The sequence below is a fragment of the Amycolatopsis sp. WAC 04169 genome (genome assembly GCF_003947535.1).
In the GTDB taxonomy this organism is placed as follows: Bacteria; Actinomycetota; Actinomycetes; order Mycobacteriales; family Pseudonocardiaceae; genus Amycolatopsis; species Amycolatopsis keratiniphila.
In genome coordinates this window covers 611626-635862 of the sequence record NZ_QHJI01000006.1, presented here as the reverse complement: position 1 = coordinate 635862, position 24237 = coordinate 611626, and the positions used below count along the sequence as shown (strand labels likewise).

The 24237-nt window shown below is 70.1% G+C and carries 23 protein-coding genes; 11 read left to right on the top strand and 12 right to left on the bottom strand.

The window, feature by feature from the left end:
- Positions 1 to 4: 4 nt before the first annotated feature.
- Genes DMC61_RS18870 through ribA form a run of 4 tightly spaced genes read left to right on the top strand, consistent with a single transcriptional unit; the run spans position 5 to position 3871 of the window.
- A complete protein-coding gene (locus DMC61_RS18870; protein ID WP_125690384.1) occupies positions 5 to 403 on the top strand; it encodes a 6-carboxytetrahydropterin synthase in 399 nt (132 codons plus the stop codon).
- The gene (locus DMC61_RS18865; protein WP_125690383.1) at positions 400 to 1467 is read left to right on the top strand and encodes a glycosyltransferase family 4 protein; all 1068 of its coding nucleotides are present in this window, start codon (positions 400 to 402) and stop codon (positions 1465 to 1467) included. The genes DMC61_RS18870 and DMC61_RS18865 overlap by 4 nt, the downstream gene beginning before the upstream one ends.
- Positions 1464 to 2282: a class I SAM-dependent methyltransferase gene (locus DMC61_RS18860; RefSeq protein WP_125690382.1), complete on the top strand. Its 819-nt coding sequence runs from the start codon at positions 1464 to 1466 to the stop codon at positions 2280 to 2282. The genes DMC61_RS18865 and DMC61_RS18860 overlap by 4 nt, the downstream gene beginning before the upstream one ends.
- Positions 2279 to 3871 carry a GTP cyclohydrolase II gene (gene ribA / locus DMC61_RS18855; RefSeq protein WP_125690381.1) on the top strand — a complete coding sequence of 531 codons (1593 nt, stop codon included), beginning with the start codon at positions 2279 to 2281 and terminating at the stop codon, positions 3869 to 3871. Before DMC61_RS18860 ends, ribA begins: the two co-directional genes overlap by 4 nt.
- Here the strand turns inward: ribA and DMC61_RS18850 are convergent.
- Positions 3827 to 4522, bottom strand: coding sequence for a creatininase family protein (locus DMC61_RS18850; protein ID WP_125690380.1), 696 nt, complete (start codon positions 4520 to 4522; stop codon positions 3827 to 3829). The two genes, ribA and DMC61_RS18850, sit on opposite strands and share 45 nt — an antisense overlap.
- An 18-nt stretch (positions 4523 to 4540) precedes the next feature.
- Here DMC61_RS18850 and DMC61_RS18845 point away from each other — a divergent pair, with 18 nt between their 5' ends.
- The 4 genes from DMC61_RS18845 to DMC61_RS18830 all read left to right on the top strand — a co-directional run bounded on the left by DMC61_RS18845 (position 4541) and on the right by DMC61_RS18830 (position 8354).
- Positions 4541 to 5329: an inositol monophosphatase family protein gene (locus DMC61_RS18845; protein ID WP_125690379.1), complete on the top strand. Its 789-nt coding sequence runs from the start codon at positions 4541 to 4543 to the stop codon at positions 5327 to 5329.
- Positions 5330 to 5407: 78 nt separating this feature from the next.
- Entirely contained in the window at positions 5408 to 6502 is a 1095-nt protein-coding gene (locus DMC61_RS18840) for a glycosyltransferase family 4 protein (protein ID WP_125690378.1), read from the top strand.
- A 55-nt stretch (positions 6503 to 6557) separates the two neighbouring features.
- The gene (locus tag DMC61_RS18835; RefSeq protein WP_125690377.1) at positions 6558 to 7295 is read left to right on the top strand and encodes a Long-chain-fatty-acid--CoA ligase; all 738 of its coding nucleotides are present in this window, start codon (positions 6558 to 6560) and stop codon (positions 7293 to 7295) included.
- Positions 7296 to 7490: 195 nt separating this feature from the next.
- A complete protein-coding gene (locus tag DMC61_RS18830; protein ID WP_125690376.1) occupies positions 7491 to 8354 on the top strand; it encodes an NAD(P)-dependent oxidoreductase in 864 nt (287 codons plus the stop codon).
- A 248-nt stretch (positions 8355 to 8602) separates the two neighbouring features.
- Here the strand turns inward: DMC61_RS18830 and DMC61_RS18825 are convergent, their stop codons facing one another.
- The 9 genes from DMC61_RS18825 to DMC61_RS18785 all read right to left on the bottom strand — a co-directional run bounded on the left by DMC61_RS18825 (position 8603) and on the right by DMC61_RS18785 (position 20027).
- Positions 8603 to 9565 carry an LLM class flavin-dependent oxidoreductase gene (locus tag DMC61_RS18825; protein ID WP_125690375.1) on the bottom strand — a complete coding sequence of 321 codons (963 nt, stop codon included), beginning with the start codon at positions 9563 to 9565 and terminating at the stop codon, positions 8603 to 8605.
- Positions 9566 to 9580: 15 nt separating this feature from the next.
- Positions 9581 to 11491, bottom strand: a complete 1911-nt coding sequence (locus DMC61_RS18820; RefSeq protein WP_125690374.1) for a translation factor GTPase family protein — start codon at positions 11489 to 11491, stop codon at positions 9581 to 9583.
- A gap of 209 nt (positions 11492 to 11700) precedes the next feature.
- Complete coding sequence (locus DMC61_RS18815) at positions 11701 to 13143, bottom strand: glycoside hydrolase family 3 protein (protein ID WP_125690373.1); 1443 nt, start codon at positions 13141 to 13143, stop codon at positions 11701 to 11703.
- Positions 13144 to 13146: 3 nt separating this feature from the next.
- Positions 13147 to 13977 carry a carbohydrate ABC transporter permease gene (locus DMC61_RS18810; RefSeq protein WP_016331724.1) on the bottom strand — a complete coding sequence of 277 codons (831 nt, stop codon included), beginning with the start codon at positions 13975 to 13977 and terminating at the stop codon, positions 13147 to 13149.
- Positions 13974 to 14960 (bottom strand): carbohydrate ABC transporter permease, encoded by a 987-nt coding sequence (locus DMC61_RS18805; RefSeq protein ID WP_125690372.1) that lies wholly within the window; start codon positions 14958 to 14960, stop codon positions 13974 to 13976. The genes DMC61_RS18810 and DMC61_RS18805 overlap by 4 nt, the downstream gene beginning before the upstream one ends.
- A complete protein-coding gene (locus DMC61_RS18800; RefSeq protein WP_016331726.1) occupies positions 14957 to 16249 on the bottom strand; it encodes an extracellular solute-binding protein in 1293 nt (430 codons plus the stop codon). The genes DMC61_RS18805 and DMC61_RS18800 overlap by 4 nt, the downstream gene beginning before the upstream one ends.
- A 299-nt stretch (positions 16250 to 16548) precedes the next feature.
- On the bottom strand, positions 16549 to 16971 hold the full coding sequence (locus DMC61_RS18795) for a DoxX family protein (RefSeq protein ID WP_125690371.1): 423 nt from the start codon (positions 16969 to 16971) through the stop codon (positions 16549 to 16551).
- Positions 16972 to 17096: 125 nt separating this feature from the next.
- Positions 17097 to 19151, bottom strand: a complete 2055-nt coding sequence (locus DMC61_RS18790) for a hypothetical protein (protein WP_125690370.1) — start codon at positions 19149 to 19151, stop codon at positions 17097 to 17099.
- A 78-nt stretch (positions 19152 to 19229) separates the two neighbouring features.
- Positions 19230 to 20027 carry a thioesterase family protein gene (locus DMC61_RS18785; protein WP_125690369.1) on the bottom strand — a complete coding sequence of 266 codons (798 nt, stop codon included), beginning with the start codon at positions 20025 to 20027 and terminating at the stop codon, positions 19230 to 19232.
- 59 nt (positions 20028 to 20086) lie between these two features.
- Here DMC61_RS18785 and DMC61_RS18780 point away from each other — a divergent pair, with 59 nt between their 5' ends.
- The gene (locus DMC61_RS18780) at positions 20087 to 20782 is read left to right on the top strand and encodes a TetR/AcrR family transcriptional regulator (protein WP_125690368.1); all 696 of its coding nucleotides are present in this window, start codon (positions 20087 to 20089) and stop codon (positions 20780 to 20782) included.
- 9 nt (positions 20783 to 20791) lie between these two features.
- Positions 20792 to 21997 carry a PP2C family protein-serine/threonine phosphatase gene (locus DMC61_RS18775; protein ID WP_125690367.1) on the top strand — a complete coding sequence of 402 codons (1206 nt, stop codon included), beginning with the start codon at positions 20792 to 20794 and terminating at the stop codon, positions 21995 to 21997.
- A gap of 1 nt (position 21998) precedes the next feature.
- Here DMC61_RS18775 and DMC61_RS18770 read toward each other — a convergent pair whose 3' ends face one another.
- Positions 21999 to 22568, bottom strand: coding sequence for a YdeI family protein (locus DMC61_RS18770; protein ID WP_125690366.1), 570 nt, complete (start codon positions 22566 to 22568; stop codon positions 21999 to 22001).
- Positions 22569 to 22659: 91 nt separating this feature from the next.
- On the opposite strand from DMC61_RS18770, the gene DMC61_RS18765 reads away from it, so the two are divergent.
- Positions 22660 to 23028 carry an arsenate reductase family protein gene (locus DMC61_RS18765; protein WP_125690365.1) on the top strand — a complete coding sequence of 123 codons (369 nt, stop codon included), beginning with the start codon at positions 22660 to 22662 and terminating at the stop codon, positions 23026 to 23028.
- Here DMC61_RS18765 and DMC61_RS18760 read toward each other — a convergent pair.
- Complete coding sequence (locus DMC61_RS18760) at positions 23009 to 24190, bottom strand: MFS transporter (protein ID WP_370456417.1); 1182 nt, start codon at positions 24188 to 24190, stop codon at positions 23009 to 23011. The genes DMC61_RS18765 and DMC61_RS18760 overlap by 20 nt on opposite strands.
- Positions 24191 to 24237: the final 47 nt, after the last annotated feature.

Below are 24237 nucleotides of genomic sequence, written 5' to 3'. Positions count from 1 at the left end.
TCCGTTGTTCAGTATCACCGTCCGCGACCACGTCATGGTGGCCCACAGCTTCCGCGGCGAGGTCTTCGGCCCAGCACAGCGACTGCACGGCGCGACCTTCGTGGTGGACGCGACGTTCCGCCGGTCCGAACTGGACGCCGACAACATCGTCGTCGACATCGGCAAGGCCACCGAAGAGCTCAAAGCGGTGCTCGCCGACCTGAACTACCGCAACCTCGACGACGTGCCCGAGTTCGCCGGGATCAACACCTCGACCGAATTCCTCGCGAAGGTCATCGCGGACCGGCTCGCCGACCGCGTCCATTCGGGAGCGCTCGGTGAGGGCGCGCGCGGCCTCGAAGGACTCACCGTCTCGCTGCACGAATCCCACGTCGCGTGGGCGAGCTACGAGCGTGCGCTGTGAGTGGCCTCCACGTCGTCCTGCCCAACGACATCGACGACGTGAGCGCGCCCAGCGGCGGCAACGTCTACGACCGGCGCCTGTGCGACGGCCTCGCCGCCGAGGCGGTGGAGGTCCACGAAATCCCCGTGCGCGGGAACTGGCCGCGGCCCGACACCGAAGCGCGCAAGGTGCTGGCGCGCAAGCTGGCCGAACTGCCCGACGGCGCCGCGGTCCTGCTCGACGGGCTGGTGGCCTGCGGGGTGCCCGAGGTGATCGCCCCCGCGGCGCGCCGCCTGTCGATCGCGGTTCTGGTGCATTTGCCGCTGGCCGACGAGACGGGACTTTCGCCTTCGCTCGCCGCCGAACTGGACCGGCTGGAGCGGGAGACGCTCGGCGCGGTCGACGCCGTGGTCGCGACCAGCGACTGGGCGGCGCGACGGCTGATCGAGCATCACGGCCTCGCCCCGCACCGCGTGCACGTGGTGCCGCCCGGGGTCGACAAGGCCGAAGTCGCTTCGGGGAGCCTGGACGGGACGCATCTGGTCTGCGTCGCGAACGTGACGCCGCGCAAGGGCCAGGGCTTGCTCGCGGACGCGTTGAAGTCGCTGAAGGACCTCCCGTGGAGCTGTGAGTGCGTCGGCGCCATCCGGCGCGAGACCCGCTACGTCGAACGCCTGCGACGGCACACACTCGGCGACCGGTTCACCCTCACCGGCCCCCGGTCCGGCGAAGCGCTCGAAGCGACGTACGCGGCGGCAGACCTTCTTGTGCTGCCTTCGCGCGCGGAGACCTACGGCATGGTCGTCACCGAGGCACTCGTGCGCGGCATCCCCGTGCTCACGACCGCCGTCGACGCCCTGCCGGACACACTCGGGCAGGCGCCCGACGGCAGTGTTCCCGGGATGCTCGTCCCCGGTGAGGACGTCAACGCGCTGGCCGCGGCCCTCCGCCGCTGGCTCACCGAACCTGACCTGCGTGACCGCCTTCGCGCCTCCGCACGCCTGCGCCGCGAGACGCTGACCGGCTGGGACGAGACGGCCCGCGGCGTCGCCGCCGTACTGCTGAGCGAACGGACGGCGGCATGACCAAGTACGCCCCCAGCTGGCTCCAGCTGCGTGAAGACGCCGACGCCGCCGCTCGCGCGACCGAGCTGATCGAGCCGGTGCGGTCCTTCCTGAAGGACCAGGACGAGGTCGTCATCCGGGATCTCGGCTGCGGCACCGGTTCGCTCGGCCGCTGGCTGGCCAGGCGGCTGCCCGGCCGCCAGCGCTGGATCCTGCACGACCGCGACCCGGACCTGCTCACCCACGCGCTGGCGCGCACCAGCCGTCCGGATCACGCTTTGGACGGAAGCGAGGTCACCGTCGTCACCGAGCAGCGTGACATCACCGGGTTACGCGCCGACGACCTCGCCGGGACCTCGCTCGTGGCGGCGTCGGCGCTGCTCGACCTGCTCACCGCCGAGGAGATGTCCCGGCTGGCGGAGGCGTGCGTCGAGGCGCGCTGCGCGGTCCTGTTCACGCTGAGCGTTTCGGGCCGGGTGGTGCTTTCGCCCGAGGACAAGTTCGACATCGAGATCTCCGACGCCTTCAACGCGCATCAGCGCCGGGTGACCGGCGGCCGGTGGCTGCTCGGACCGGACGCGGTGGACGTCGCTTTCGGGGTTTTCGAACGCCTCGGCGCCACCGTGCGGCGTGCGCCGAGCCCGTGGCGGCTCGGGGCGGATCAGGCCGCGCTGACCGCGGAATGGCTCACCGGCTGGGTCGGCGCCGCTTGCGAACAGCGGCCGGAACTCGCGGCGGACGGCGACTCCTACCTGCAGTGGCGGCTCGCGCAGTGCGCCGCGGGTGAGCTGAACGCGGTGATCCAGCACGAAGATCTCCTGGTGGTGCCCGCGTGAAACGGTTCTGGCCCTGGCTTCGGATCCTCGGCGCCCTCGCCATCCTCGGTGCGCTGGTCTGGCAGCTGGGCACCGGCGCGTTCCTGGCCGGAGTGCGCGAGGTCGACGCGGGCGGGATCGTCGCCGCGCTCGGGATCGGTTTCGCCACCACGGTTTTCAGCGCTTGGCGCTGGCGCCTGGTCGCGCGTCGGCTCAGTCTCAAGCTTTCGCTGAGGAGTGCCGTCGGCGAGTACTACCGCGCGTTGTTCCTCAACGGTGTCCTGCCGGCGGGCGTGCTCGGCGACGTCAACCGCGCCGTTCAGCACGGGCGCGAAGCCGGTGACGTCCCGCGCGGCGTCCGCGCGGTGGTGCTGGAACGCACGGCCGGGCAGATCGTGGTGATCGGCGCTTCGGTCGTCGTCGTGCTCAGCGTGCCTTCCGTGGTGCCGCCGCCGATCGACCGCGTGGTGACGGTCGCCGGGATCGCGGTGGTCGTGCTCGCGCTCGCCGCCGTCGTCACCGGGATGACGGCCGGGCGGCGATGGATCCACAGTGGATCGAAATGGCGCCGCGGGTTCGCCGTCTCCCTCGCCGACGTCCGGCTCGGCCTGCTGACCAAGGAAACCTGGCCAGGGGTGGGCCTGCTCTCGGTCGCCACCCTCGCCGGGCATCTCGCCCTGTTCGTCGTCGCCGCGCGCGCGGCGGGCGTCACCGCGCCGGTCGGCGACCTGCTGCCGCTGATGATCCTCGCCCTGCTGGCGATGGGGCTGCCGCTGAACATCGGCGGGTGGGGCCCGCGCGAAGGCGTTTGCGCGCTGCTGTTCGGCGCCGCGGGTCTCGGTTCGGCGCAGGGCGTCACCGTGGCCGTCGTCTACGGCGTGCTCGCGCTCGTCTCCAGCCTTCCCGGTGCGGGCGTCCTGCTCGCGCGTTCTGTCAAGAGTCACCGAACAGTCAGGAGAAGCCCGATGACCGTCGAGAGGGTCGTGGAGACCAGACTGCCCACCCGGTACGGCGTTTTCCGCGCGTACGGGTACCTGGACGCCGATGGCACCGAACAGATGGCGCTGGTGCACGGCGACGTCGCGACCTCGGGCACGTTGGCGCGGGTCCATTCGGAATGCCTCACCGGCGACGTGTTCAGCTCGATGCATTGCGAGTGCGGAGATCAGCTGGCCGCCGCGCTGCGGGCGATCGTCGACGAGGGCGCCGGAGTCCTCGTGTACGCCCAGGGGCACGAAGGACGCGGAATCGGTCTGCTCGCGAAGCTGAAAGCGATGCGGCTGCAGGACGAAGGGCTCGACACCGTCGAGGCGAACATCGCGCTCGGGCTGCCGGTGGACGCCCGCGACTACCGCGCCGCGGCGGAGATCCTGAACGATCTCGGCGTGCGGTCGGTGCGGCTGCTGTCCAACAACCCGGCGAAGGTCGATCAGCTGGAACAGTACGGCGTGCGGATCAGCGAGCGGGTGCCGCTGCTGGTCACGCCGAACGACGAGAACCTGCGCTACCTGCGGACCAAACAGGAACGGATGCACCATTTCCTGCCGCATCTGGATCTGATCGAGTCAGCCGAGCACGGCCAAGGTGTCCCCGAAGCTCTCCACCAGTGACGCCAGCACCAGCCGCCCCTTCTCCGCCGTCGCCAGCGAAGGCCGCCCGACCACACCGGATTCCGCATACGGGCGCAGACCCACCGTCAGCAGGTGCCGCCGGTCGTCGGCGAGGTGGTCCGCCTCGGTGAAACCGGGCCGGACCAGCGAAGGATGCGCGTGGAGCAGGATGGAGGTCTCCAGCTCGCCGGCGTGCATGTCGCTGTCCAGCGACGTTTCCAGCCCGGCCGCGTCGTGTGCGGCCTGCCAGCCTTCGACGCCGGGGAAGAGCGCCATAGGCGACGTCGATTCCTGGACCACGTTGGACAGGACGTAGTTGCCGCCGTGCGCGTTCACCAGCACCAGCTTCGGCACGCCGGACCGGCGCAGCGAGGCGGCGATGTCGTTCACCACGGCGTACAGCGTCGCGGCGGAGATGCTGACCGTGCCCGGCCAATCCGTGTGTTCGTGGGAGCAGCCGATGGTGATCGGCGGGAGCCGCAGCACCGGATACGCCGAGGCCAGGGCGTCGGCGATCGTCGTCGCGATCACCGCGTCGGTGGCGAGCGGGAGGTGCGCGCCGTGCTGTTCGAAACTGCCGACGGGCAGCACCGCGACCTCGGCGCCGCGGGCGCTTTCGTCGGCCGTCGTGGCCGTCGGGAACAGGTTCACGCGGGCTACGGTACCCACATGACCGACCACGCCGCAGTGTTGTCCGTGGCCCGCGAGGCCGTCGCCAAGGCGACCGGGATCATCCGTTCGATGACGTCGTTTTCCGTTGCCGCCAAAGGCGATCGCGACATGGTGACCGACGTCGACCTCGCCGTCGAGGACGCCGTCCGCGAGTTTCTGGCGCGCGAGACCCCGGAGATCGGCATCCTCGGCGAGGAGCGCGGGCACGAGGGCAACGCGGACCTGTGGTGGGCGCTCGACCCGGTCGACGGTACGGCGAACTTCGCGCGGGGGATTCCGCTGTGCGGCGTCTCGCTCGGGCTCGTCGACGGTCTGAAGAGCACGGTCGCGGCGATCTCGCTGCCGTTCCTCGACGTCACCTACACCGCTGTGGAGGGCCAGGGCGCGTACGCAGGCGAAGAACGTCTTACGGCGTCGAACGCGACGGAGCTGTCCGACGCGATCGTGAGTATCGGCGATTTCGCGGTCGGCGAGGGCGCGGAGGTCAAGAACCGCGTCCGGATGGCGTTGCTGGCCGAACTCGGCGGCCGGGTGCAGCGGGTGCGTTTCCTCGGCTCCGCGGCGATCGACCTGGCCTGGGTCGCGGACGGCAAACTCGACGCGAGCGTCATCCTCGCCAACAAACCGTGGGACACGATGGCGGGGGTCCTGCTGGTACGCGAGGCCGGGGGAGTGGTCGTCGACATCGACGGCGGCGACCACACGGTGCGTTCGGCGGCCACCATCGCGGTCGGGGCCGGGCTGCGGGACGACATCGTCGCGGCCCTCGCGCGCGTGCGCGGCTGAATTTTGTCAGCCCGGAAATGAACCGGACGGGCGCCGTATCCGTGTCTCCAGATAAGGCGCCCGCATCTGGAGGTAACCGTGTTCACCTCGAATGTCCGCGTGACCGAACCGGTCGTCTTCGTCCTGCCGGGCGAAACGGAGGACGTCAGCGGTGAATACGACCGCCGGATGTGCCAGAACCTCCCGGCCACCGGCCTTCCCCTGCTGGAACTGCCGATCGCCGGGGAATGGCCGATGCCGGGGCCGCTGTCCCGGTCGAGACTGGCCCGTTCGCTCGCCGCGCTGCCCGACGACACCGTCGTCCTGATCGACGGCACGGTCGCCTGCGGCGTCCCGGAGATCGTCGTCCCGCACGCGCGGCGGCTCCGGCTGGCCGTCCTGGTCCACCGGCCGCTCGCCGACGATCCCGCCCTCGATCCGGCGCAGGCCGCCGAACTCGACGCCTGCGAACGCGAGACTCTGCGGCTGACGGGGATGATCGTCGCCACCGGGCCGTGGCTCGCCCGGCAATTGATCGACCGGCACGACCTCGATCCGACCCGCGTCTACGTGGCGACACCGGGTACGGACGCGGCGCCGTTCGCCGACGCGGCCGACGGCGTCTCGCGGCTGCTGTGTCTCGCGCCTATGACCGCGCGTCACGGCCAGGACGTGCTCATCCGGGCGCTTTCGATGGTCGACGAATTGGCGTTCAAATGCGTGTTCGCCGGTGCGACGCACCACGATCCCGCGTACGTCGACGAACTGCGCTGGACGGTCGAACGGCTCGGGCTCGGCTCGCGGATCAGCCTCATCCAGCCGCCGGACGACCTCGACCTGGTCTACGACGGCGCGGATCTGCTCGTCCTGCCCGCCCGCGGCGGCACGTCCGGACTGGTCGTCGCCGAGGCGCTGGCACGCGGGATCCCCGTGGTGGCCACGGAAACCGCCGGCGCGCACGACGCGCTCGGCACCGCCCCCGGCGGCGGCGTGCCCGGCATGCTGGTGCCGCCGAACAACCCTTCGGCACTCGCGGCGGCGTTGCTGCGGTGGTCGCTCGACGCGGAACTCCGCCATTCGCTGCGGACGTCGGCGCTCGCGCGCAGCAGCGTCCTCGAGGAATGGGACGTCGCCGCGGGCAGGCTCACCGACGTCCTCTCCCGGCTGCAGGCGGCGCCGCGTCAGCCGGTTTGATCATCGCCCGGAAGCAGCTATCGGCGGAGATCACCGGCTCGGTTGACTGGGCGGCATGCGAATCGTCGACCTTGCGACCCGTCCCGATCTCCTCGATGCCGCGCTGAACCTCGGCGACGTCGGCGGTGAGTTCATCTACGCCGGGTTCAGCGGCAAGATGATCACGCCGGACCGGTTCCTGCGCCACTGGTCCCGGTATTTCCTGATCGCGCTCGACGACGACGGTGCGCCGATCGCGCGGGCCCTGTCGGTCCCGCTGACCTATCCGGCCGAAGACCGCCACGAGCTGCCGTCGCACGGATGGGACGAGGCGATCCAGTGGGCCGCGCAGGACCTCATGGACGGCCGCGCGCCGGACACCCTCTGCGCCCTCGAAGTCGTTGTGGCGCCGCGAATGCGCGGAACCGGCCTGTCCACGCCGATGCTCAAGGCGCTGAAGGCGCGCGCGGCCGAGACCGGGCTGAAGCGGCTGATCGTCTCCGTGCGCCCGATCGGCAAGGAGGACGAGCCCGGCGTGCTCATGGAGGACTACGCCCTCCGGCGGCGCGAGGACGGGCTGTTCGCCGACCGCTGGCTGCGCACCCACGAACGCCTCGGCGCGCGGATGATCAAGGTGTGCCCGTTCGCGGTGACCATTTCGGGCTCGATCGCGGATTGGAAGGAGTGGAGCGGCGTCGACCTCGTCGACGGCGACAACGTGATCCCCGGCGGGATCGCGCCGGTGCACGCGGACGTCGAGCGGGACTGCGGGGTGTACGTGGAGGCGAACGTGTGGATGGAGCACCCGTTCTGATCGGTTCAGTCTTCGCGGCGGCGGCCTGCGACGAGGTTGCGAAAGCCACTTTCGCAACCTTCAACGTTGCGAAAGTGGCTTTCGCAACCTGGCCGCGGGCGCTGAGCGGGACGGGCCGGTGCCATTCCTCGCGATTTCCGCCGCAATCGTCGCATCGGGTCCGGTGTCGTCCTCCGGTGCAGCAGAGTGGAGCCCATGGACCTCGAACGAGTCGGTTTCGCCGGGCTGGGCAGCATGGGCGAGCCGATGGCACGGAACCTGGTGCGGGCCGGGATCCCGGTGCTCCGGTGGAACCGCACGCCGGGCAAGGGCGACCAGGTGGCCGACGTCGCCGACCTGTTCGCGCGCTGCGACGTCGTGATCCTGATGCTCAAGGACGCGGACGCCGTCGATGCCGTGCTCGGACGCGGCGGGCCCGAATTCGCCGGGCGGGTGGCCGGCCGCACGATCGTCCACATGGGAACGACGGCGCCTGGCCATTCCCGTGCGCTGGAGGCGGACCTCGTCGCGGCGGGGGCGAAGTACGTGGAGGCGCCGGTTTCGGGTTCGCGTGTCCCGGCGGAGGCGGGGGAGCTGGTCGCGATGCTCGCGGGCGACCCCGGCGCGGTCGAGGAGGTCCGGGAACTGTTCGGGCCGATGTGCCGGGAAACCGTGTACTGCGGGCCGGTCCCGAACGGGCTCCTGATGAAGCTGGCGGTCAACGTGCACCTGACCGCGGTCGTGACTTCGCTGGCCGAGACGGTGCACTTCGCCCGGGCGCACGGGCTGGATCTCGGCCTGCTCGCCGACGTGCTCGGCGCGGGGCAGCTAGCCAGCCCGATCCTGCGGGTCAAGGCGCCGAAGCTGGTCGAAGAGGACTTCGCGCCGCAGGCCTCGATCGCGAACGTGCTGGCCAACGTCGAGCTGATCGCGGCGGCGGCCGGGGACGCGGGCCTGGAGCTGCCGCTGATCTCGGCGTCCCGCGCCCTCTACGCCGAGACCGCGCGGCTCGGTCTCGGCGATGAGGACATGGTCGCCGTGATCAGAGCGCTCGGCACCCGTCCGCATCCAGAGGACTAAATGCGGTGGTTGCGTGTGCAAGGACCGCATTTAGTCCTCTAAATGCGGTCCTTGGGGGCAGGGGCCAGCGATGTCCTGAAGGCCACCCTTGAGACATCTAACGTCCCCAAGGAGGCCTTCACGACGACGCCCACGGTCGCTTGGGTGTTGTGAAGGGAGCTTTCGCCGCATCAGATGCGGGGAAAGTCCCCTTCACCCCAGGCGCCGCCGCCCCCCGACCGCATTTAGAGGACGAAATGCGGAGGGGGTCAGCCGCGCAGGGCCGAGGCGATCCGGCCCGCAGCGGCGAAGGACTCCTCTTCCGGCTCGCCGAGCAGGGGGAGCAGGATGACCGACTCGGTCCCGGCCGCGTACAGCGCGCGGATCTGCTCGACGCACCGGTCGAGTGGGCCGCTGATGCTCAGCCTGTCGATCCACTCGGGCCGCAACCGCCGGGCCAGGTCTCCGCGGTCGGTAGCGGCCTTCACCTCGGCCAGTAGTTCGGCGCCGAAGTCCAGCGGCTCCAGCGCCGGACCGGAGTTCGGCCCGATCGCGGACGCGACGTCGGACCGGGCGCGTTCGCGGGCCCGATCCTGATCAGCGTCGAGGGCCAGCCAGTTGTAGGCGGCGATCGAATGGCCTTCGACGCCGATCAGGTCCCGCGTCGCGCGGACGTACTCCGGGGTCGCCGGTTCGGCCAGGAGCGTCCCGTCGGCGACCCGGCCCGCCGCCGCGAGCGACTTCGGGCCGCGGACACCGCCGACGAGCTTCGGCGGCAGCGCGGGCGGGAACTCCAGTTCGACCTCGTCGAGCCGGACGTGCTTGCCCTCGAAGGAAACCCGCTCACCCGCCAGCAGCCGCCGGATGACCGTCAGCGTCTCCTCGAACGCGGCCAGCGCCGACTTCGGCCACGCGTCGATCTGCCGCATCCAGCCCGGCACCCCGTGCCCGAACCCGGCGATCAGCCGCCCTGGGTACAGCTCCGCCATCGCCGCGATCTCCATCGCCGCGATGGCCGGGTTCCTCGCCACGGCGGGCATGATGCCGATGCCGAGCGTGATCTTCTCGGTCGCCGACAGCACCGCCGACGCCGTCGCGATCCCGCCCGCGTAGAAGCAGTCCTCGACGATCCAGACCTCGTCCAAGCCTTCCTGTTCGGCGTGCTGGGCCAGACTCTTCAGCCGGGCGGCGGGCAGCTCGCGCGGGATCCTGACCCCGAGCCGTGAAACCATGACGTTCTCCGTTCTTCAGACGCGCCGCAGCACGCGCAGCAGGTATTCCTTGCGGTTCAACGGGTTGTGATCGGTCCTCGATCGCGACGGCGCCGCTCCCCGGACGGGCCGGTAGCCGTGGAACGCCGTCTCCAGCACGCCCTCCCCTCGGGTCGCCGAGGGCAGGAGCTGGTGCACCTCATGGGTTTTCGCCGCCGGGATCTCGCCTTCGAGCTCGGCCGTCCCGCCCTTCGTGAGCGTCGTCCGCGGGACGGCGCGTGACCGCGCGAGCAGCGCGGTCACCGGGCCGAGTGTGTCGGCCGGAGTCTGGAGGGTGAACCGGTGCAGGGGCTCGTGCACGGTCGTCCCCGCCTCGCGCAGCGCCGCCATCAGCACCAGCGGCGTCAGATCGCGGAAATCGCCCGCGGTGCTGGACATGCTCTTGTCGAAGGTGCCGTGGGCGTGGCTTTGCCTGGCGTAATAGCCGGAATGCGTCATTGTCACCGCGCAGTCGAGCACTTCCCAGCCGTGAATGCCTTCGCGCAGCGTCTTCCTCACCGTGTCCTCCACGGCTTTGACGAAGGAATACGGCATCGAGCCGAGTTCGACCTCCAGGCGGAACGAGATCCCGCTCCCGGGTTCGACGCGCAGTCCGACGGTGGCGAGAAAGGGATTCGACGACGTGCCGATGAGCTCGGCGGCCGATCCGGTGCCACGGAGGCGTTCGACGCAGATCGTGGTCGTCTCGCTGAACGTGACGTCGACGCCGTACTCGTCCGCGAGCGTCGCCTGTATGACCTCCTTCTGCACTTCTCCGTACAGCGAAACGGAAGTCTCCTGGCGGACCTCGTCGTGCCGCAGGCCGATCAGCGGATCCTGTTCGGTCAGCCGGGTGAGCGCCTGGTGCAGCGGCCCGCGATCGGCCGGGCGCACCGGCGAGACGACGGTTTCCAGCGTCGGCGGCGAGAACCGCGCTTCCCGCATCGGCGGCCGCGTTCCGAGTACGTCCCCGATTCGGACGTCGAGCCCGGAGAGCTTCGCGATGCGCCCGGCGCCGGCCGACGCCGACGGTACGGCCCCGCCGTTGTCGAAAACGCTGATCGCGGTGACCTTGCCTTCGTCGTCACCGAGCGGGACCTTGTCGCGTACGGCGACGCTGCCGGAGAACAGCCGCACGTAGGCGATCTTCTCGCCACCCGGCGCGCGCTCGACCTTGAACACCGTGCCGGACAACGGCGCGTGGACGTCGGCTTCCTTGGCGGGCAACAGGTTCTCGATGCCGTCGCAGAGCGCGTCGATCCCGGCGCCGGTGATCGCGGACCCGGAGTAGACGGGATGTGCGAGCCCTTCGGCGACCTTCGCGGTGAGCTCGGCGAGGAGCCGCGACGGCGTGAAAGCGTCCGGGGCGGTGAGGTACTCGGTGAGGAAGTCCTCGTCGAGCGTCGCCAGCAGATCGATCACCCGATCGGGCTCCGTGGGATCCATCGCGATCGCCGACGGCGTGAGTTTCTCGGTGATCTCCCGGAAAACGCGGCCGGGATCGGCTCCGCGGCGGTCCAGTTTGTTCACGAACAGCAGCACCGGGATGCCCAGCCGCCGCAAGGTCCGCATCAGGACACGGGTCTGGGCTTGAACGCCTTCGACCGCCGACAGCACCAGGACCGCGCCGTCGAGAACGCCGAGCGCGCGTTCGACCTCGGCGATGAAATCGGGGTGGCCCGGGGTGTCGATCAGGTTGACGGTGACGTCGCCGAGGGCGAACGACACCACGGCCGCCTTGATGGTGATGCCGCGGGCGCGTTCGAGCGCCAGGGTGTCGGTCTGCGTGCTGCCGTCGTCGACGCTGCCCGGCTCGCCGATGATCCCGGTGGTGTGCAACAGCCGCTCGGTCAGGCTCGTCTTCCCGGCGTCAACATGCGCCAGAATCCCCAGATTGAGGGTCTTCACGAGTGGTCTCGTCCTTGAGGTAGGCGGAAATTACCTGATGGAAGGACGTGGACACTCGCAAGACGATCATCTCCTAGGCCGGGAACCGATCCCCAGGACTACAACACCCCCGCTCCGGCCCCGCAACCGAATAACGCAATTCGTCCTCTGAATGCGGTAGTTGCGCGTGCAAGTACCGCATCCAGAGGACGAAATGCGAGAGGGGTGGGTCAGGCCAGGTACTCCGCGGCGGCGCGGAGGCTGACGTAGGACCCGCTGAACGTGTCGATCCGCGGGCCGTCGGTTTCCGGGCCCGGAACGCCGGTCTCGACCCGGATGTAGTCCACGCCCGCCTCACGCAGCCAGCCGAGGAACTCACGGACCTCCGGGTGCCGGTGCGCCTCGCGCGTCACCACCACGAGGTCGCGGGCACCGTGGACGGCCTCGATCGCGGTCGAGATCCCGTCCGCGCCGACCTTGAGCGCCCGGGTGCCGGGCACGAGCTCGGTCAGATGCGAGCCGAGCCCCCACGGCATCGGGCCCGCCGCGATGATCGGCTCGGTCTCGATGTCGATCACCAGCGGCGGCCCGTCCAGCTTCGGCGAACCCTGGATCCGCAACGCCTTGCGCGCCGCCTCCAGGCCGAGCCGGTGATCCACCGGAGAGATCGGCGTCGACACCGGGGGAGTGCCGAGCGCGGCGACCCGCTCCGACGCCTCTGCCAGCCGCTCCAGCGGCAGCTCGCCGGACTCGACGGCGGCCGCGATGACCGCCGCGATCCGGTTCAGCTCGTCCTCTTCGAACGACACCCCGCCGAGGCACAGCGCGTCGGCGCCGGCGATCAGCGCCCGCACCGACGCCCGTCCGACGCCCTCGGTCTTGCCGAGTTCGCCCGCGACGGCGCCCATGTCCAGCGCGTCGGTGATGACCGCGCCGGTGAAGCCGAGCTCGCCGCGCAGGACGTCGGTGAGCGCCTTCGGGTTGAGCGTCGCGGGCAGCTCACCCCACGCGGGCACGACGAGGTGCCCGGTCATCACCGCGCGCACCCCCGCCGCGATCGCCGCCTTGAACGGGACGAGTTCGATCTCGTGCAGTTCCGCCTCGGTCCGGGGCAGCACCGGCAGCGCGTGGTGCGAATCGTCCGTCGCCGCCCCGTGGCCGGGGAAATGCTTGGCCGACGCGGCCACGCCGTACTTCTGCAGCCCGGTGATGAACGCCGCCACATGCGGCGACGCCTTCACCGGATCCGAACCGAACGCCCGGACCCCGATCGAGGGATCCTCCGCCGCGAGCGTGAGATCCGCGCACGGGGCGAAACTGATCGTCACCCCGCACGCGGCCAGCCGCTCGCCGAGCGCCGCCGCGACCGAGGTCGTCAGCTCGACGTCGTCCGCGGCGCCGAGTGCGAGTGGTCCCGGCACGAACGAGCCGGTGGCGACGTCGAGCCGCGTGACGTCACCGCCCTCCTCGTCGATGCCGACGAGCACGTCGGGCCGTTCCGCCCGCAGCTGCGCGCTCAGCGCGGCCACCTGCTCGTCGTCGACCACGTTGCGGCCGAACAGGATCGCGCCGCCGAGACCGTCCGCCACCTTGCGGCGCAGCCAATCCGGCGCGGTGGTGCCGTCGAAGCCCGGTACGAGAACGGAAGCGGCGAGCTTTTCCGGTGAAGACAAGGATTACCCCTTCACTGCGCCTGCGGTCAGGTTGGACACGAGCTTGCGCTGGACGATGATGAAGAACACCAGCGCGGGCACGGCGTAGATCACCGACGCCGCCATGATGCCGCCCCAGTCCACGGAGAACGCCGTCCGGAACGACGAGAGCCACACCGGCAGCGTCTGCTTGTTCTGGTCGCGCATGAACACGAACGCGAACAGGAACTCGTTCCACGCGGTGATGAAGCTGAACACCGAGGTGGTCACGAGTCCGGGCGCGAGCAGCGGCAGCGTCACCCGGCGGAAGGCACCCGCCCGGCTGCATCCGTCGATCATCGCGGCCTCTTCGAGGTCGTACGGGATGCCGTTGACGAAGCCGTAGAGCATCCAGCACGTGAAGGGCAGCGTCGCCGCGAAGTACACCAGCAGCAGCGAAGGCAGCTGGTTGAGCAGCCCGGCGTCGCGCATCAGCAGGTACATCGGGATCAGCAGCGCTTCGAACGGCGCCAGCTGGGCGACGAGCACCAGCAGCAGGAACCCCTTGCGTCCACGGAAACGCATACGGGACAAGGGAACCGCGGCCAGCACACCCGCGACGAGCGAGCACAGCACCGCGCCGAGCGTGACGATCAGGCTGTTGGCGAGGTACGTGGTGAAACCGGGCTTCGTCAGCGCCGAGACGAAGTTTTCGAACGTCACCGAAAGCGGGACGAGGTCGTAGTCCGGGGACAGGACCTGGCCCGGGGTCTTCAGCGACGAGGTGAACATCCAGTACGTCGGGAAGACGAACAGCAGGGCCACGACCACGCCGAGCGTGCCGAGGCCGATCCGCTGGGTCAGGGACTTCCTCATGACAGGTCGGCCTCCTTCGTGCGCACCAGCAGCTGGACGTACCGGGCGGTGAGCAGGATCAGCACGAGCATCATCAGCAGGGCGGCGGTGGCCGCCAGGCCGAAGTGGTTGCCCGCGAGGCCCTTGAGGTACATGTAGACCGGCAGCGTCGTGCTGGCGCCGTCCGGCCCGCCTTGACGGATCGCCCACACCTGGGCGAACAACTTGAAGTCCCACAGCACCGACAGGAACGTGACCATGGTCAGGATCGGCCGGATCGCCGGCCAGCTGACCGCCCAGAACGCCTGCCAGGCGTTGGCGCCGTCGATCCCCGCGGCCTCGTACTGCTCCTTGGGAACGCCGAGGAGCCCGGCGTAGAGCGTGAACGCCACGAACGGCACGGCCTGCCAGACCACCAGGATCCCGATGACGGTGAGCGTGCTCGGGCCGGTGGAGAACCACGAATGCCCGATGAAGCTCTCGAAACCGAGTTTCGCGAGCGTCTTGTTCAAGATGCCGTACTGCTGGTCGAAGATCCACTGGAACACCGTGGTCGTCGCGACCACCGGGGTCGCCCACGCGAGGATCAGCGCGACCTGCACGATCACCCGGACCACCGGGTTGAGATGCCGCATCAGCACCGCCATGAGCAGCGCGAGCAGCAGGGTGAGGAGCACGACCGACGCGGTGAACACCAGCGTGCGGACGGTGATCTCCCAGAACTCCGAATCGGACAGGATCTCGGAGAAGTTCTCGAATCCGACCCAGACCATCTCCCCGGAGACCAGCTCACGGAGGTCCAGCTTGCGGAGACTGATCCCGATCAGCTGCAGCGTCGGCCAGCCCAGCAGGACCAGGATCGCGACCAGTGCGGGAAGGATCAGCAGGTACGGCGCCGTCCGCTCGCCGAGGCGGAGGCGCCGGTTGGACTTCGGGGGTTTGATGCGCGGCGATGCCGGCGGGGTGGCCCCCGCCGGCATCGTCACATCTTTCGTCGTGGTCATCCGCCGATGAGCTTGTCGAGCGCTGCGTTGGCGTCGGCGGTCGCCTGGTCGAGCGTCTTCGTTCCGGTCAGGTAGGCGGTCAGCATGTCCTTGATCGGGTTCTGACCGGATTCGACGTCACCCCACTTGGGGCTGGTCGGCACGGCGCGGCCGTTCTTGGAAGCCTCGGCCATCACCTTGGTGAGCGGGTTCGCGTCGAGCGCGGACACGTCGGTCGAGGTACCGGGGACGTAACCGGCCTTGGCCAGCTCGGTCTGGTACTTCGGGGTGGAGAACAGCTTGACGTAGTCCTTCGCCGCGGCCGCGTTCTTGCTGTTGGCCGGGATGACCAGGTTCGAGCCGCCCAGGAAGACCGGGGCCGACTTGTCGGCGGTCTTGCCCGGGATCGCGAAGGCGCCCGACTTCTCCTTGATCTTCGGGTCGGTCTTCGCCGCGGTGTCGACCTCACCCGGGACACCGATCATCATCGCGACCTTGCCCGCGCCGTAGATGCCGGCCTGCTGCGGGGTGGCCTCGTCGGCGTCCTTCGGGGCCTTGGTGCCCGAAGCGTCGGTGAGCTGCTTGTAGAACTCGAGCCCGGCCTTCGCCTGCGGGGAGTCCAGGGTCGACTTGAAGGACTTGCCGTTGGCCTGGGCGATGTCGCCGCCCTCGTCCCAGATGTAGGACAGCAGCTCGTACCAGTTCTGGCCGGGGTGGTAGAGGGCCTGGAACTCGGGGTCGCTGCCGAACTTGGCCTTGAGCTTGGTGATCGCGTCGAGCCACTCCGCGCGCGTCTTCGGCGTCGCGGTGATGCCGGCCTGCTCGAACATGTCCTTGCGGTAGATGACCTCGCGGTTGGCCGCGTAGAACGGGACGCCGTAGGTCTTGCCGTCGAACTCGCCCGAAGCCTTGAGGCCCTGCAGCCACTGCGCGCCGTTGAAGTCGTTCACGCTCGAGGTGAGGTCGGCGAGCACGCCCTGGTTCGCGAACGCGGGGGTCTGGGTGTTGCCCAGCTCGATCACGTCCGGCGGGTTGTCACTGGCCAGCGCGGTGGTCAGCTTCTGCTGGATGCCGTTCCACTGCTGGATCTCGTACTTGACCTTGACGCCGGGGTGCGCGTCTTCGAATTCCTTGTGGAGCGAGTTCGTCAGTGCTTCCGGGGCGGTCCCCGTCATGAGCCAGACCGTGAGCGAGCCGTTCGAGGCCGCAGCGCTCGAATTCGTGCTGTCGCCACTGCCGGAACCGGCGCAGCCCGCCGTCGCGAGGGTGATGGCGGCGGCGCCCGCAGCCATCTTGAGCCAGCGCTTCACTCGTGCCGTCCTTTCGATGCCCGGCCACCATGCCGAGCTCCCACAAAATGGTGTAGACCAATGCGGGCAGCGTGGTACGTACCACTCCGACTGTCAAGCGGGTGGCCGGTTCGTTGTAAACGAGCCGCAATCTTTAACCTTGAGTGAGCGGATGATCACGCTGGTGATCGGATTTCGGCGTGCTCGTCAGCGCCTCGCGAGGCGGGCTGACATGCGGTTTTTCTTTGTCCGTCCCGGTGATCGGGGCATTCGGCGGGCGACCTTTGCGCCGTTCGGTGTAAGGGTCGGCGCGCGTTCGCCTAGCGGTCGTCCTCGTCGTCTTCGGGCGGCTGGATCCCGAGCAACGCGCGCGTCTGATCCTGGAGGAACCAGGCCAGCGTCGCGCAGGCGATCAGCAGGATCAGCGGGAGGACCGGGCCGCCGTCGGCGAGGATGAACAGTTCCGTGACGCTCGCGCCCACCATGACGCCCGCCAGCAGCAGCGCCGACGGCCCGCCGAAGCGGGGGATCAGCAGGCCGATCGCGCCGGCGACCTCGAGCACGCCGGTGACGTACCGGAGCCACTGCCCGAGCCCGATCTCGGCGAAGGTCTGTTCGGTGTGGCCGCCCGCGAACAGCAGGTAGCCGCTGTAGAGGAACTCGGCGGCGAGCGCGACGCGCACGACCCACAGCAGGATCGAGCCGATGGACAGGCTTCGGGTACCGCTGGCTCCTCCGGTCATGCCGGGGATCCTTCTCCTGGTGAGTGGGGCTGGCAAGGCGACGGTGAGGGTCCAGGTGGTCGTGAGTGGCGATTCGGGTTAGAACCCGAAACGCCACTCACGACCCACTGGACCGAAGCGGCACGTCACTTCTGGTCGCCGAGGAGGATCTGTTCGAGCAACAGGTCGACGTCGCGGGCGGACTCGGCTTCGCCTATCCGGTGGAACGTTTCGGCGGCGCGGAGCGCGCGGCGGGCGGCCTCGCGGACCCGGCCGGCGGCGCTGAGCACGTGGGCGGCGACGTGGTCGAGCTGTGCGAAGAGATGCTCCCTGGCGGGCACGGTCTCGGTTTCCACGGCGTGCACGGCGGTTTCCGCGGCGTCGAGCGCGCTCAGCGCCGCGTCGAGGTCGCCGGACCGCAGCCGGGAAAGGGTCGCGGCGTTGCGGCAGGTGGCGGCGACGTATCCACCGCCGATCGCCAAGGCCGCGTCGGCGGCCCGCGCGTAGAAGTCGGCGGCGTTGGCGCCGTAGCCGAGCAGATCGAGCTGTTCGGCGGCGGCCATGCTCACCGAGATGTAGGAGTGCCCGGTGTCGCCCGAATCGTGGAGTATCTCGGCGAGGACGGCGTATTCGTTGAAGGCGCGGGAAGATTCGCCGAGCGCGCGGTAGCTGTCGGCGTACATCCACCGGCAGCGGTGCCCCCAGTCCGGTGACGCGGAGAGCAGGGCGATGGCGCGGGGTGCGACGTCGAGCACCTCGTCGTAGCGGCCGGCGCCGTGCAGCGCGGTGACGAGGACGTACCAATGTTCCGCGGTGTCCTTGCCTTTCGACGCGGAGACACCGAGAGACGCGTAGGCGTCGTCGACGGCTTCGGCGAACCTGCCGGTGCCGATCAGCGACAACGCGCGGAGGTGGCGGAGATGTCCGCGCAACCGTTCCGGGCCGCCCACGGGCAGCGTCGCCAGCAGGTGCTCCACGAAGACGTCCAATTCGTCGAGCGATCCCGTGCGCTCGTAAGCGATCCGGACCTGTTCGACCGCCTCGACGGCCTTCTCGCCGACGTTCCCGACGATGAAGGCGTCCGTCGCCGACCGCGCGAGTTCCAGTGTGGTCACCGGATCCTCGCCGTCGCCGTTGCGCAACGACGCTTCGAGACACAGCAGGGTCCCGAGGAGCAAGGGATCACCGAGCGCGCCGGCCCGCTCGGCGCCCCGCCGCAAGGCCTCGTACGCCTCGGAAGTGCGGCCCTGCCCGGAAAGCACGTGCGCCAGCCAGTATTCGCCCCAGCAGGCGGCGCGTTCGTCCGTCCCGGCGCGCAGGCGGGACGCGGCCACCGTCGTCAGCGCCACCCCGGTCTCGGCCTGATCGTCGAAAACGAGCCACAGGCCGAGCCAGCACTGGTTGAGCAGGAACCGGATTTCGTCGCCCTGGCGCCGGAATCCGGCGGCGGCGTCGCGCAGCCGCTCCTCGGTGTCCTCGCCCTGGAAGAAGATCGCGCGCAGTTCGCTCAGCCGAGGGGCGATTTCGTCCGGGACGCCTTCGATCGCGTCGAGACAGGCTCGCGCCTCCTCCGGTTCGCACCGGTGATTGTGGATCTCCGCCCGGATGACGAGTTCCTCCGCGGACAGTCCTGGCGGCGGCAGGACCGGCACCCGGGGGAGCGCCGACGGCAGGAGCGGGACGAATTCCGCGACCGGTTTCGCGGCCATCTTCCGTTCGGCGTAGACGGTGAAGTAGCCGGAGTGCTCGCGTCCGTCGAGTTCTTCGGCTTCGACGAAGGCCGCCGCCCGCATCCGCTCGTGCAGCCTGCTCAGGGAAACGCCGTCGTACGGGCCGTTGAGGACAAACGGGATCTCGCCGTATCCGGTTTCCGTCAACCGGCGGGTGAGCAGCGCCGCCGAGGCGAAGAACTCCAGCCTGCCGACGGCGTCCGAATGGTCGCCGACACCGTCCAAAAGCGACAGGAGATCGAGGCCGGTGTGCTCGTTGCCGGTGAGGGCGCAGAATTCCAGCCGTAGCGCGTGATCGCCGTACCGGAGCGGGTCGCCGGACGAGGCCCTGCTCACCCAGCGATAGGTCGACGCGGCCTCGGCGTACTTGCCGGCGGCGGCCAGCGGCACCAGGGTCCGGCAGAGCCGGGTGATCTCGGCTCCGCCGGAGCCGGAGTCGTTCTCGCCCGCACGACGTGGTTCCACTTCCATGGTCCTGCCCCCAGAACTATGACGTCGAAGCCGGATCTTAGCTCCCGGCGCCGCGTCATGAACCCGCTTTCGGGTGGTTCAGGGGAGTCGGACGGCGGCGATCTGGGTCGCCTGCCCGATGAGCCGGTCCTTTTCGTCCCAAAGCTCCGCGACCTCGTCCATCCGGTCGCCGCCGAGTTCGCCCGCGCGCATCCGCACCCGCACCGGACCCGGCGCCGGGAGCCCGCGCAGGTACGCGGTGAACTGGACGGTCGGCGCCCAGCCCGCGATGCCGAGGTCGTAGGAGATCGGCGGTACCGGGTCGAGCGCGACGAGCAGGCTCACCGGATCCCAGTCGCTGCCGTCGGCGAGCCGCAGCCAGGACGAGATGACGCCTTTCCGGGACGGCTGTCCCACCGCGAAACCCGCCGCGGCCGGGTCGAGGCGCTGCTCGACGACGTCCATCAGGCCGATGCGGAAGCCGCCACCGCCGTCGGTGGGCACGGGCAGGCAGTCCTGCTCCGGCGGGATCTCGACCGGGTCCACTCCGGACCACCACGCGTCGCCGTCGGTCAGGACGCCTTGGGTGATCAGCGCTTCGGTACAGGGCGCGCCGCCCTGGCTCAGCCGGGCGCGCAGCTGGGTGAGGCCGCGGCCCTCGCGCAGCACCTCGACCTCGACGACCGCGGGGCCGGGCTCGGGGGCCACCGAGAACGAGCCGCTGATCGCGGTCAGATGCGGATGCGACGACACCTCGGCGGCAGCCTTGGCGAGCACGGCGAGGAGATAGCCGCCGTGCAGCTTCGTCCCGATCGTCCACTGTGGATCGAGCTCGGTGTCGAAGACCGGGTCGTCGCCTCGGCGGCGGAGGGCGGTCGCGGTCCGGAAATGCGCCATACCGCCAAGCTGACACCGTCAAGTTGACGGTGTCAAGTCAATGCTGGCAGCATCACGGCATGGGCGCGAAGCGGACGAAGGCGCGGCCGGGTGAAGGGGACAGGCTGCGCGGCGAGATCCTGTCCGCCGCCGACGCCCTGCTCGGCGAGGCGGGCACCGACGAGGCGCTGACGTTGCGGGCCGTCGCGCGCCGCACCGGGGTCTCCACGCCGTCGGTCTACGCGCACTTCCCCAGCCGGGACGCCTTGTTGGAGGCGGTCTGCCTGCGGGTGTGGGACGAACTCGCCCGCCGCATGCGCGAGCACGCCGTCGAGGTCGCCGATCCGATGCGCGCGCTCAGCCGACGCGCACGCGTGTACGCCCGGTTCGCCCTCGACCATCCGGTCCAGTACCGCGTGCTTTTGATGCGTCCCTCCGGCGGTTCGTCGCCCGGCGCGGTCGCCTGCTTCCGGTATCTCGCCGAGGCGACCGCCGCCTGCGTACGGGCCGGGATCCTGCGCGGCGAACCGGAGGTCCTCTCGATGGGCCTCTGGTCGGCGATGCACGGTTGCGTGAGCCTGCTGATCGCCCAGCCGGGGTTCGACTGGCAGGAGGAGCCGGAGGCGCTGATCGACGGCGTCATCCGGATGGCCGGACTCGGCACGGCGCTCGCCTGCCGGGTCCCGCGGGACGCCATTCCGCCGAGTGCCGTACTGGCGGCTGACCTCGACGGACTGGCGGCGGGCTGGGCGGTGGCCGCCGACCGGGCTGGCTAGGCTCTGCGCATGCCCGAGACCCCGACCGCCGCCGACCGGCTCCAGGTGCTCGAAGCCATCACCGACACGGAGCTGGGGCGCCTCGGCCAGGACAAGGTGATGGCCACGATCCTGGCGCGCGTACGCGAGGTTCTCGGCGTCGACACCGCCACGGTGCTCCGGCACGACCCGTCGGCCCAGCAGCTGCTGGCGATCGCCGCTTCCGGGATCGAGGAAGAGGTCTATCAGGACGTGCGGGTGCCCGTCGGCGCCGGCTTCGCGGGCAAGGTCGCCGCGCAGCGCCGTCCGGTGGTCATCGACCACGTCGACGAGACCACGGTGGTGAACTCGCTCCTGTGGGAACGGGGGCTGAGCACGCTGCTCGGCGTGCCGATGGTCGCGGGCGACGAACTGATCGGGGTCCTGCACGTCGGGTCGCTGACGCCGAGGGAGTTCTCCGAGACCGACATCGAACTGCTGCAGCTGGTGGCCGCGCGGCTCGCGCTGGCGGCGCAGATCGAACTCTCGTCGACCGATCGCGCGGCGGCGGCCGCGCTGCAGCGGAGCCTGGTGCCCGCGCGGCTGCCCGCCGTCCCGGGAATCCAGTTCTCCGCGCGGTACGTGCCGGGTACCGAACCCGGGGTCGGCGGTGACTGGTACGACCTGTTCGCGCTGCCGGGCGGACGGCTCGGCATCGTGATGGGCGACGTCGCCGGGCACGGCCTCAACGCCGCCGTGATCATGGGACGGCTGCGCAGCGCGCTTCGCGCCTACGCGCTCGAATCGGACGACCCGGCGGAAGTACTGTCCAAACTGGACCGGAAGGTGCAGCATTTCGAGCCGGGTTCGCTGGCCACCGTCGTGTACGGATTGGTGACGGCTTCGCGCGACAGCATGGCGATCTCGCTGGCCGGGCATCTGCCGCCGGTGCTCGCGCCGCCCGGCGGGCCGTCGGCGTTCGTCGACGCGCCGGTCGATCCGCCGATCGGGGTCACCGGGCCGAAGCGCCGACGAACCGTCGTCGAACTGCCGCCCGGTGCCGTGCTCGCCTTCTACACCGACGGGCTCGTCGAGCGCCGGGACCAGCTGATCGACGTCGGCCTGCAGCGGCTCGCGGGCGTGATCTCCGCGGACCAGCCCGATGTGGTCTGCGCGCGCGTGATGGCCGCGCTCGTCGGCAACATCCCGGCGCAGGACGACATCGCCCTCCTCGTCGCCCGGTGCGAACCGAACTGAGTCACCGGACCGGGTGATTCGCGCGGACGTTCACGGCCGCGAGTTCGACGGTCTTGGCGATCCGCCGCTCCCGGGTCTCCGGCTTCTTCGCCGTCAGGATCCATTCCAGGATCAGCCGCTTCGACGACGGCGGGAACTTCTCGAAGTGGGTGCGGGCGGCGTCGTCGGCATCGAGCCGGGCGCGCAGGTCCTCCGGGACGCCGTCGCCGTCCGGCACGACCTGCCAGCGGCCCTTCGCCTTGGCCAGGTCGATCATCGCCTGGCCGCGTTCGGTCATCCGCCCTTCGGCGATCAGGCGGGCGGCCCGTTCGCGGTTGACGCGGCTCCAGGTGCTCCGGGGGTTGCGCGGGGTGAACCGCAGCCGCGAGCTGGTGGCGTCGTTCTTGCGGTGCAGCCCGTCGATCCACCCGAAGCACAGCGCCTGCTCCATCGCCTCTTCGATCCGGACGCTGGGGACGCCGCTGTCCTTGTGCCGGATGACCAGCCAGACCGCCTTTTCGGTCCCGGCGTTCTCGGCGAGCCAGGCACGCCACTCGGCGGGGGAGGCGGCACTGAAGGTGGTCTCGTCCATGACCGGGGTTCCTTTCGTCGTAATGTCTGTGACCATCATCGGAAGTGAAGTGCTCATCGAGTGAGCACTTTTCGAAGGGAGGTGGCCCCGGATGGAGATCTGGGTGAACCCGGCGTGTTCCAAATGCCGGTCCGCGGTCTCGATGCTGGACGAGGCGGGGGCCGAGTACACCGTGCGGAAGTACCTCGAAGAGCCGCCGACGGCGAAGGAGCTGAAGGCCGTCCTCAAGCGGCTCGGACTCGAGCCGTGGGACATCACCCGCACCACCGAGCCGATCGCGAAGGAACTCGAACTCAAGACGTGGGGGCGCACTCCCGCCGACCGCGACCGGTGGATCGAGGCGCTGGCGACGCATCCGAAGCTGATCCAGCGGCCGATCATCACCGCCGACGACGGCACGACCGTGGTCGGGCGGACCCCGGAGGCCGTTCAGTCGGTGCTCACCACTCGCGAGGGGTGAGCAGCGCCAGCGCCAGGATCACCGCCGCCGCCCCCGCGAACACCGGTCGCAGCCCGAAGACCTCCGCGAGCAGCCCGGCCGCCGCCGCGCCCAGCGGTTTGGTCCCCCAGGCGACGAGCCGGTGGCCGCTGGTGGCCCGGCCCAGCAGATGGTCCGGGATGATTTGCTGCCGCAGCGAAACCACGATCACGTTCCACAGCACGACCCCGGCGCCGCCGAGGAAGAACACCGCGCCGATCACGTACGGATCCGTGGTCACCGCGGGAATCCCGGCGAAGGCGGTGCCGGTGAGCAGGCTGAGCACCAGCGCGCGGGAGCGGCCGAGCGCGAGTTCGATCCGCTCGGCCGCGAACGACCCCGCGAGACTGCCGAGGGCGATGACCGCGAGCAGGAATCCGTAGGCCTGTGCGGACAGCCCCATCGCCGACGACGGGCCCACCGCGTACAGCACGAAGAGCGTGATCACCGCGCTCGTGGCGAGGTTGAACCCGCCGACCATGATCGCCAGGATCCGCAGAATCCGGTTCTCCCAAAGGAAACGCAGGCCCTCGACCAGATCTTCGCGGACGCTCGTGCCCCGCGGCCGATCGGCGCGGAACGAGCCGGGGACGAAGAAGAGCGCGGCGAGCGCGACGATCCAGAGCGCCGAGGGCGCCGCGAACGCGACGGAAGCGCCGGCGGCGACGAGGAAACCGCCCAGTGGCGGGCCGGCGAATTCGTTGGCGGTGAGTTCGGCGGCGTAGAGCCGGCTGTTGGCCCGCGTCAGCCGGTCGCGGCCGACGATCTGCGGGAGGATCGCCTGCGCGGCCGTGTCGTGGACCGTTTCGGCGATCCCGAGTCCCAGCGCGACGACGTAGAGCAGCCAGATCGACCCGGATCCCAGCGCGATCGCCGCCGCGAACCGGGCGACGAGCGCCGCGCGGGCCAGATTCGCGGCGAGCATCGCGCGGCGGCGGTCGACGCGGTCGGCGAGCACCCCGGCGTGCAGGGCGAACACCAGCCACGGCAAGGAGGACACGGCCGCCAGCCCCGCGACCAGCGACGGCGACCGGGTGAACTGGACGGCCACCAGGCCGAGCGCGACCTTGACGATCCCGTCGGCCAGGTTCGACAGCCCCGACGAACTCCACAGCCGCCGGTAGGCGGTCCCCAGTGAGGCCACCGATCGAGGATCGCACATTGATTGAGAAAACTCCATCGATGTCTGTC

Bases quoted from the DNA above. Each gene is read 5' to 3' on its own strand.
- DMC61_RS18860 (WP_125690382.1), top strand. From the start codon at position 1,464: ATGACCAAGTACGCCCCCAGCTGGCTCCAGCTGCGTGAAGACGCCGAC.
- DMC61_RS18845 (WP_125690379.1), top strand. From the start codon at position 4,541: ATGACCGACCACGCCGCAGTGTTGTCCGTGGCCCGCGAGGCCGTCGCC.
- DMC61_RS18835 (WP_125690377.1), top strand. From the start codon at position 6,558: ATGCGAATCGTCGACCTTGCGACCCGTCCCGATCTCCTCGATGCCGCG.
- DMC61_RS18830 (WP_125690376.1), top strand. From the start codon at position 7,491: ATGGACCTCGAACGAGTCGGTTTCGCCGGGCTGGGCAGCATGGGCGAG.
- DMC61_RS18825 (WP_125690375.1), bottom strand. From the start codon at position 9,565: ATGGTTTCACGGCTCGGGGTCAGGATCCCGCGCGAGCTGCCCGCCGCC.
- DMC61_RS18810 (WP_016331724.1), bottom strand. From the start codon at position 13,977: ATGAGGAAGTCCCTGACCCAGCGGATCGGCCTCGGCACGCTCGGCGTG.
- DMC61_RS18805 (WP_125690372.1), bottom strand. From the start codon at position 14,960: ATGACCACGACGAAAGATGTGACGATGCCGGCGGGGGCCACCCCGCCG.
- DMC61_RS18795 (WP_125690371.1), bottom strand. From the start codon at position 16,971: ATGACCGGAGGAGCCAGCGGTACCCGAAGCCTGTCCATCGGCTCGATC.
- DMC61_RS18790 (WP_125690370.1), bottom strand. From the start codon at position 19,151: ATGGAAGTGGAACCACGTCGTGCGGGCGAGAACGACTCCGGCTCCGGC.
- DMC61_RS18785 (WP_125690369.1), bottom strand. From the start codon at position 20,027: ATGGCGCATTTCCGGACCGCGACCGCCCTCCGCCGCCGAGGCGACGAC.
- DMC61_RS18780 (WP_125690368.1), top strand. From the start codon at position 20,087: ATGGGCGCGAAGCGGACGAAGGCGCGGCCGGGTGAAGGGGACAGGCTG.
- DMC61_RS18775 (WP_125690367.1), top strand. From the start codon at position 20,792: ATGCCCGAGACCCCGACCGCCGCCGACCGGCTCCAGGTGCTCGAAGCC.
- DMC61_RS18770 (WP_125690366.1), bottom strand. From the start codon at position 22,568: ATGGACGAGACCACCTTCAGTGCCGCCTCCCCCGCCGAGTGGCGTGCC.
- DMC61_RS18765 (WP_125690365.1), top strand. From the start codon at position 22,660: ATGGAGATCTGGGTGAACCCGGCGTGTTCCAAATGCCGGTCCGCGGTC.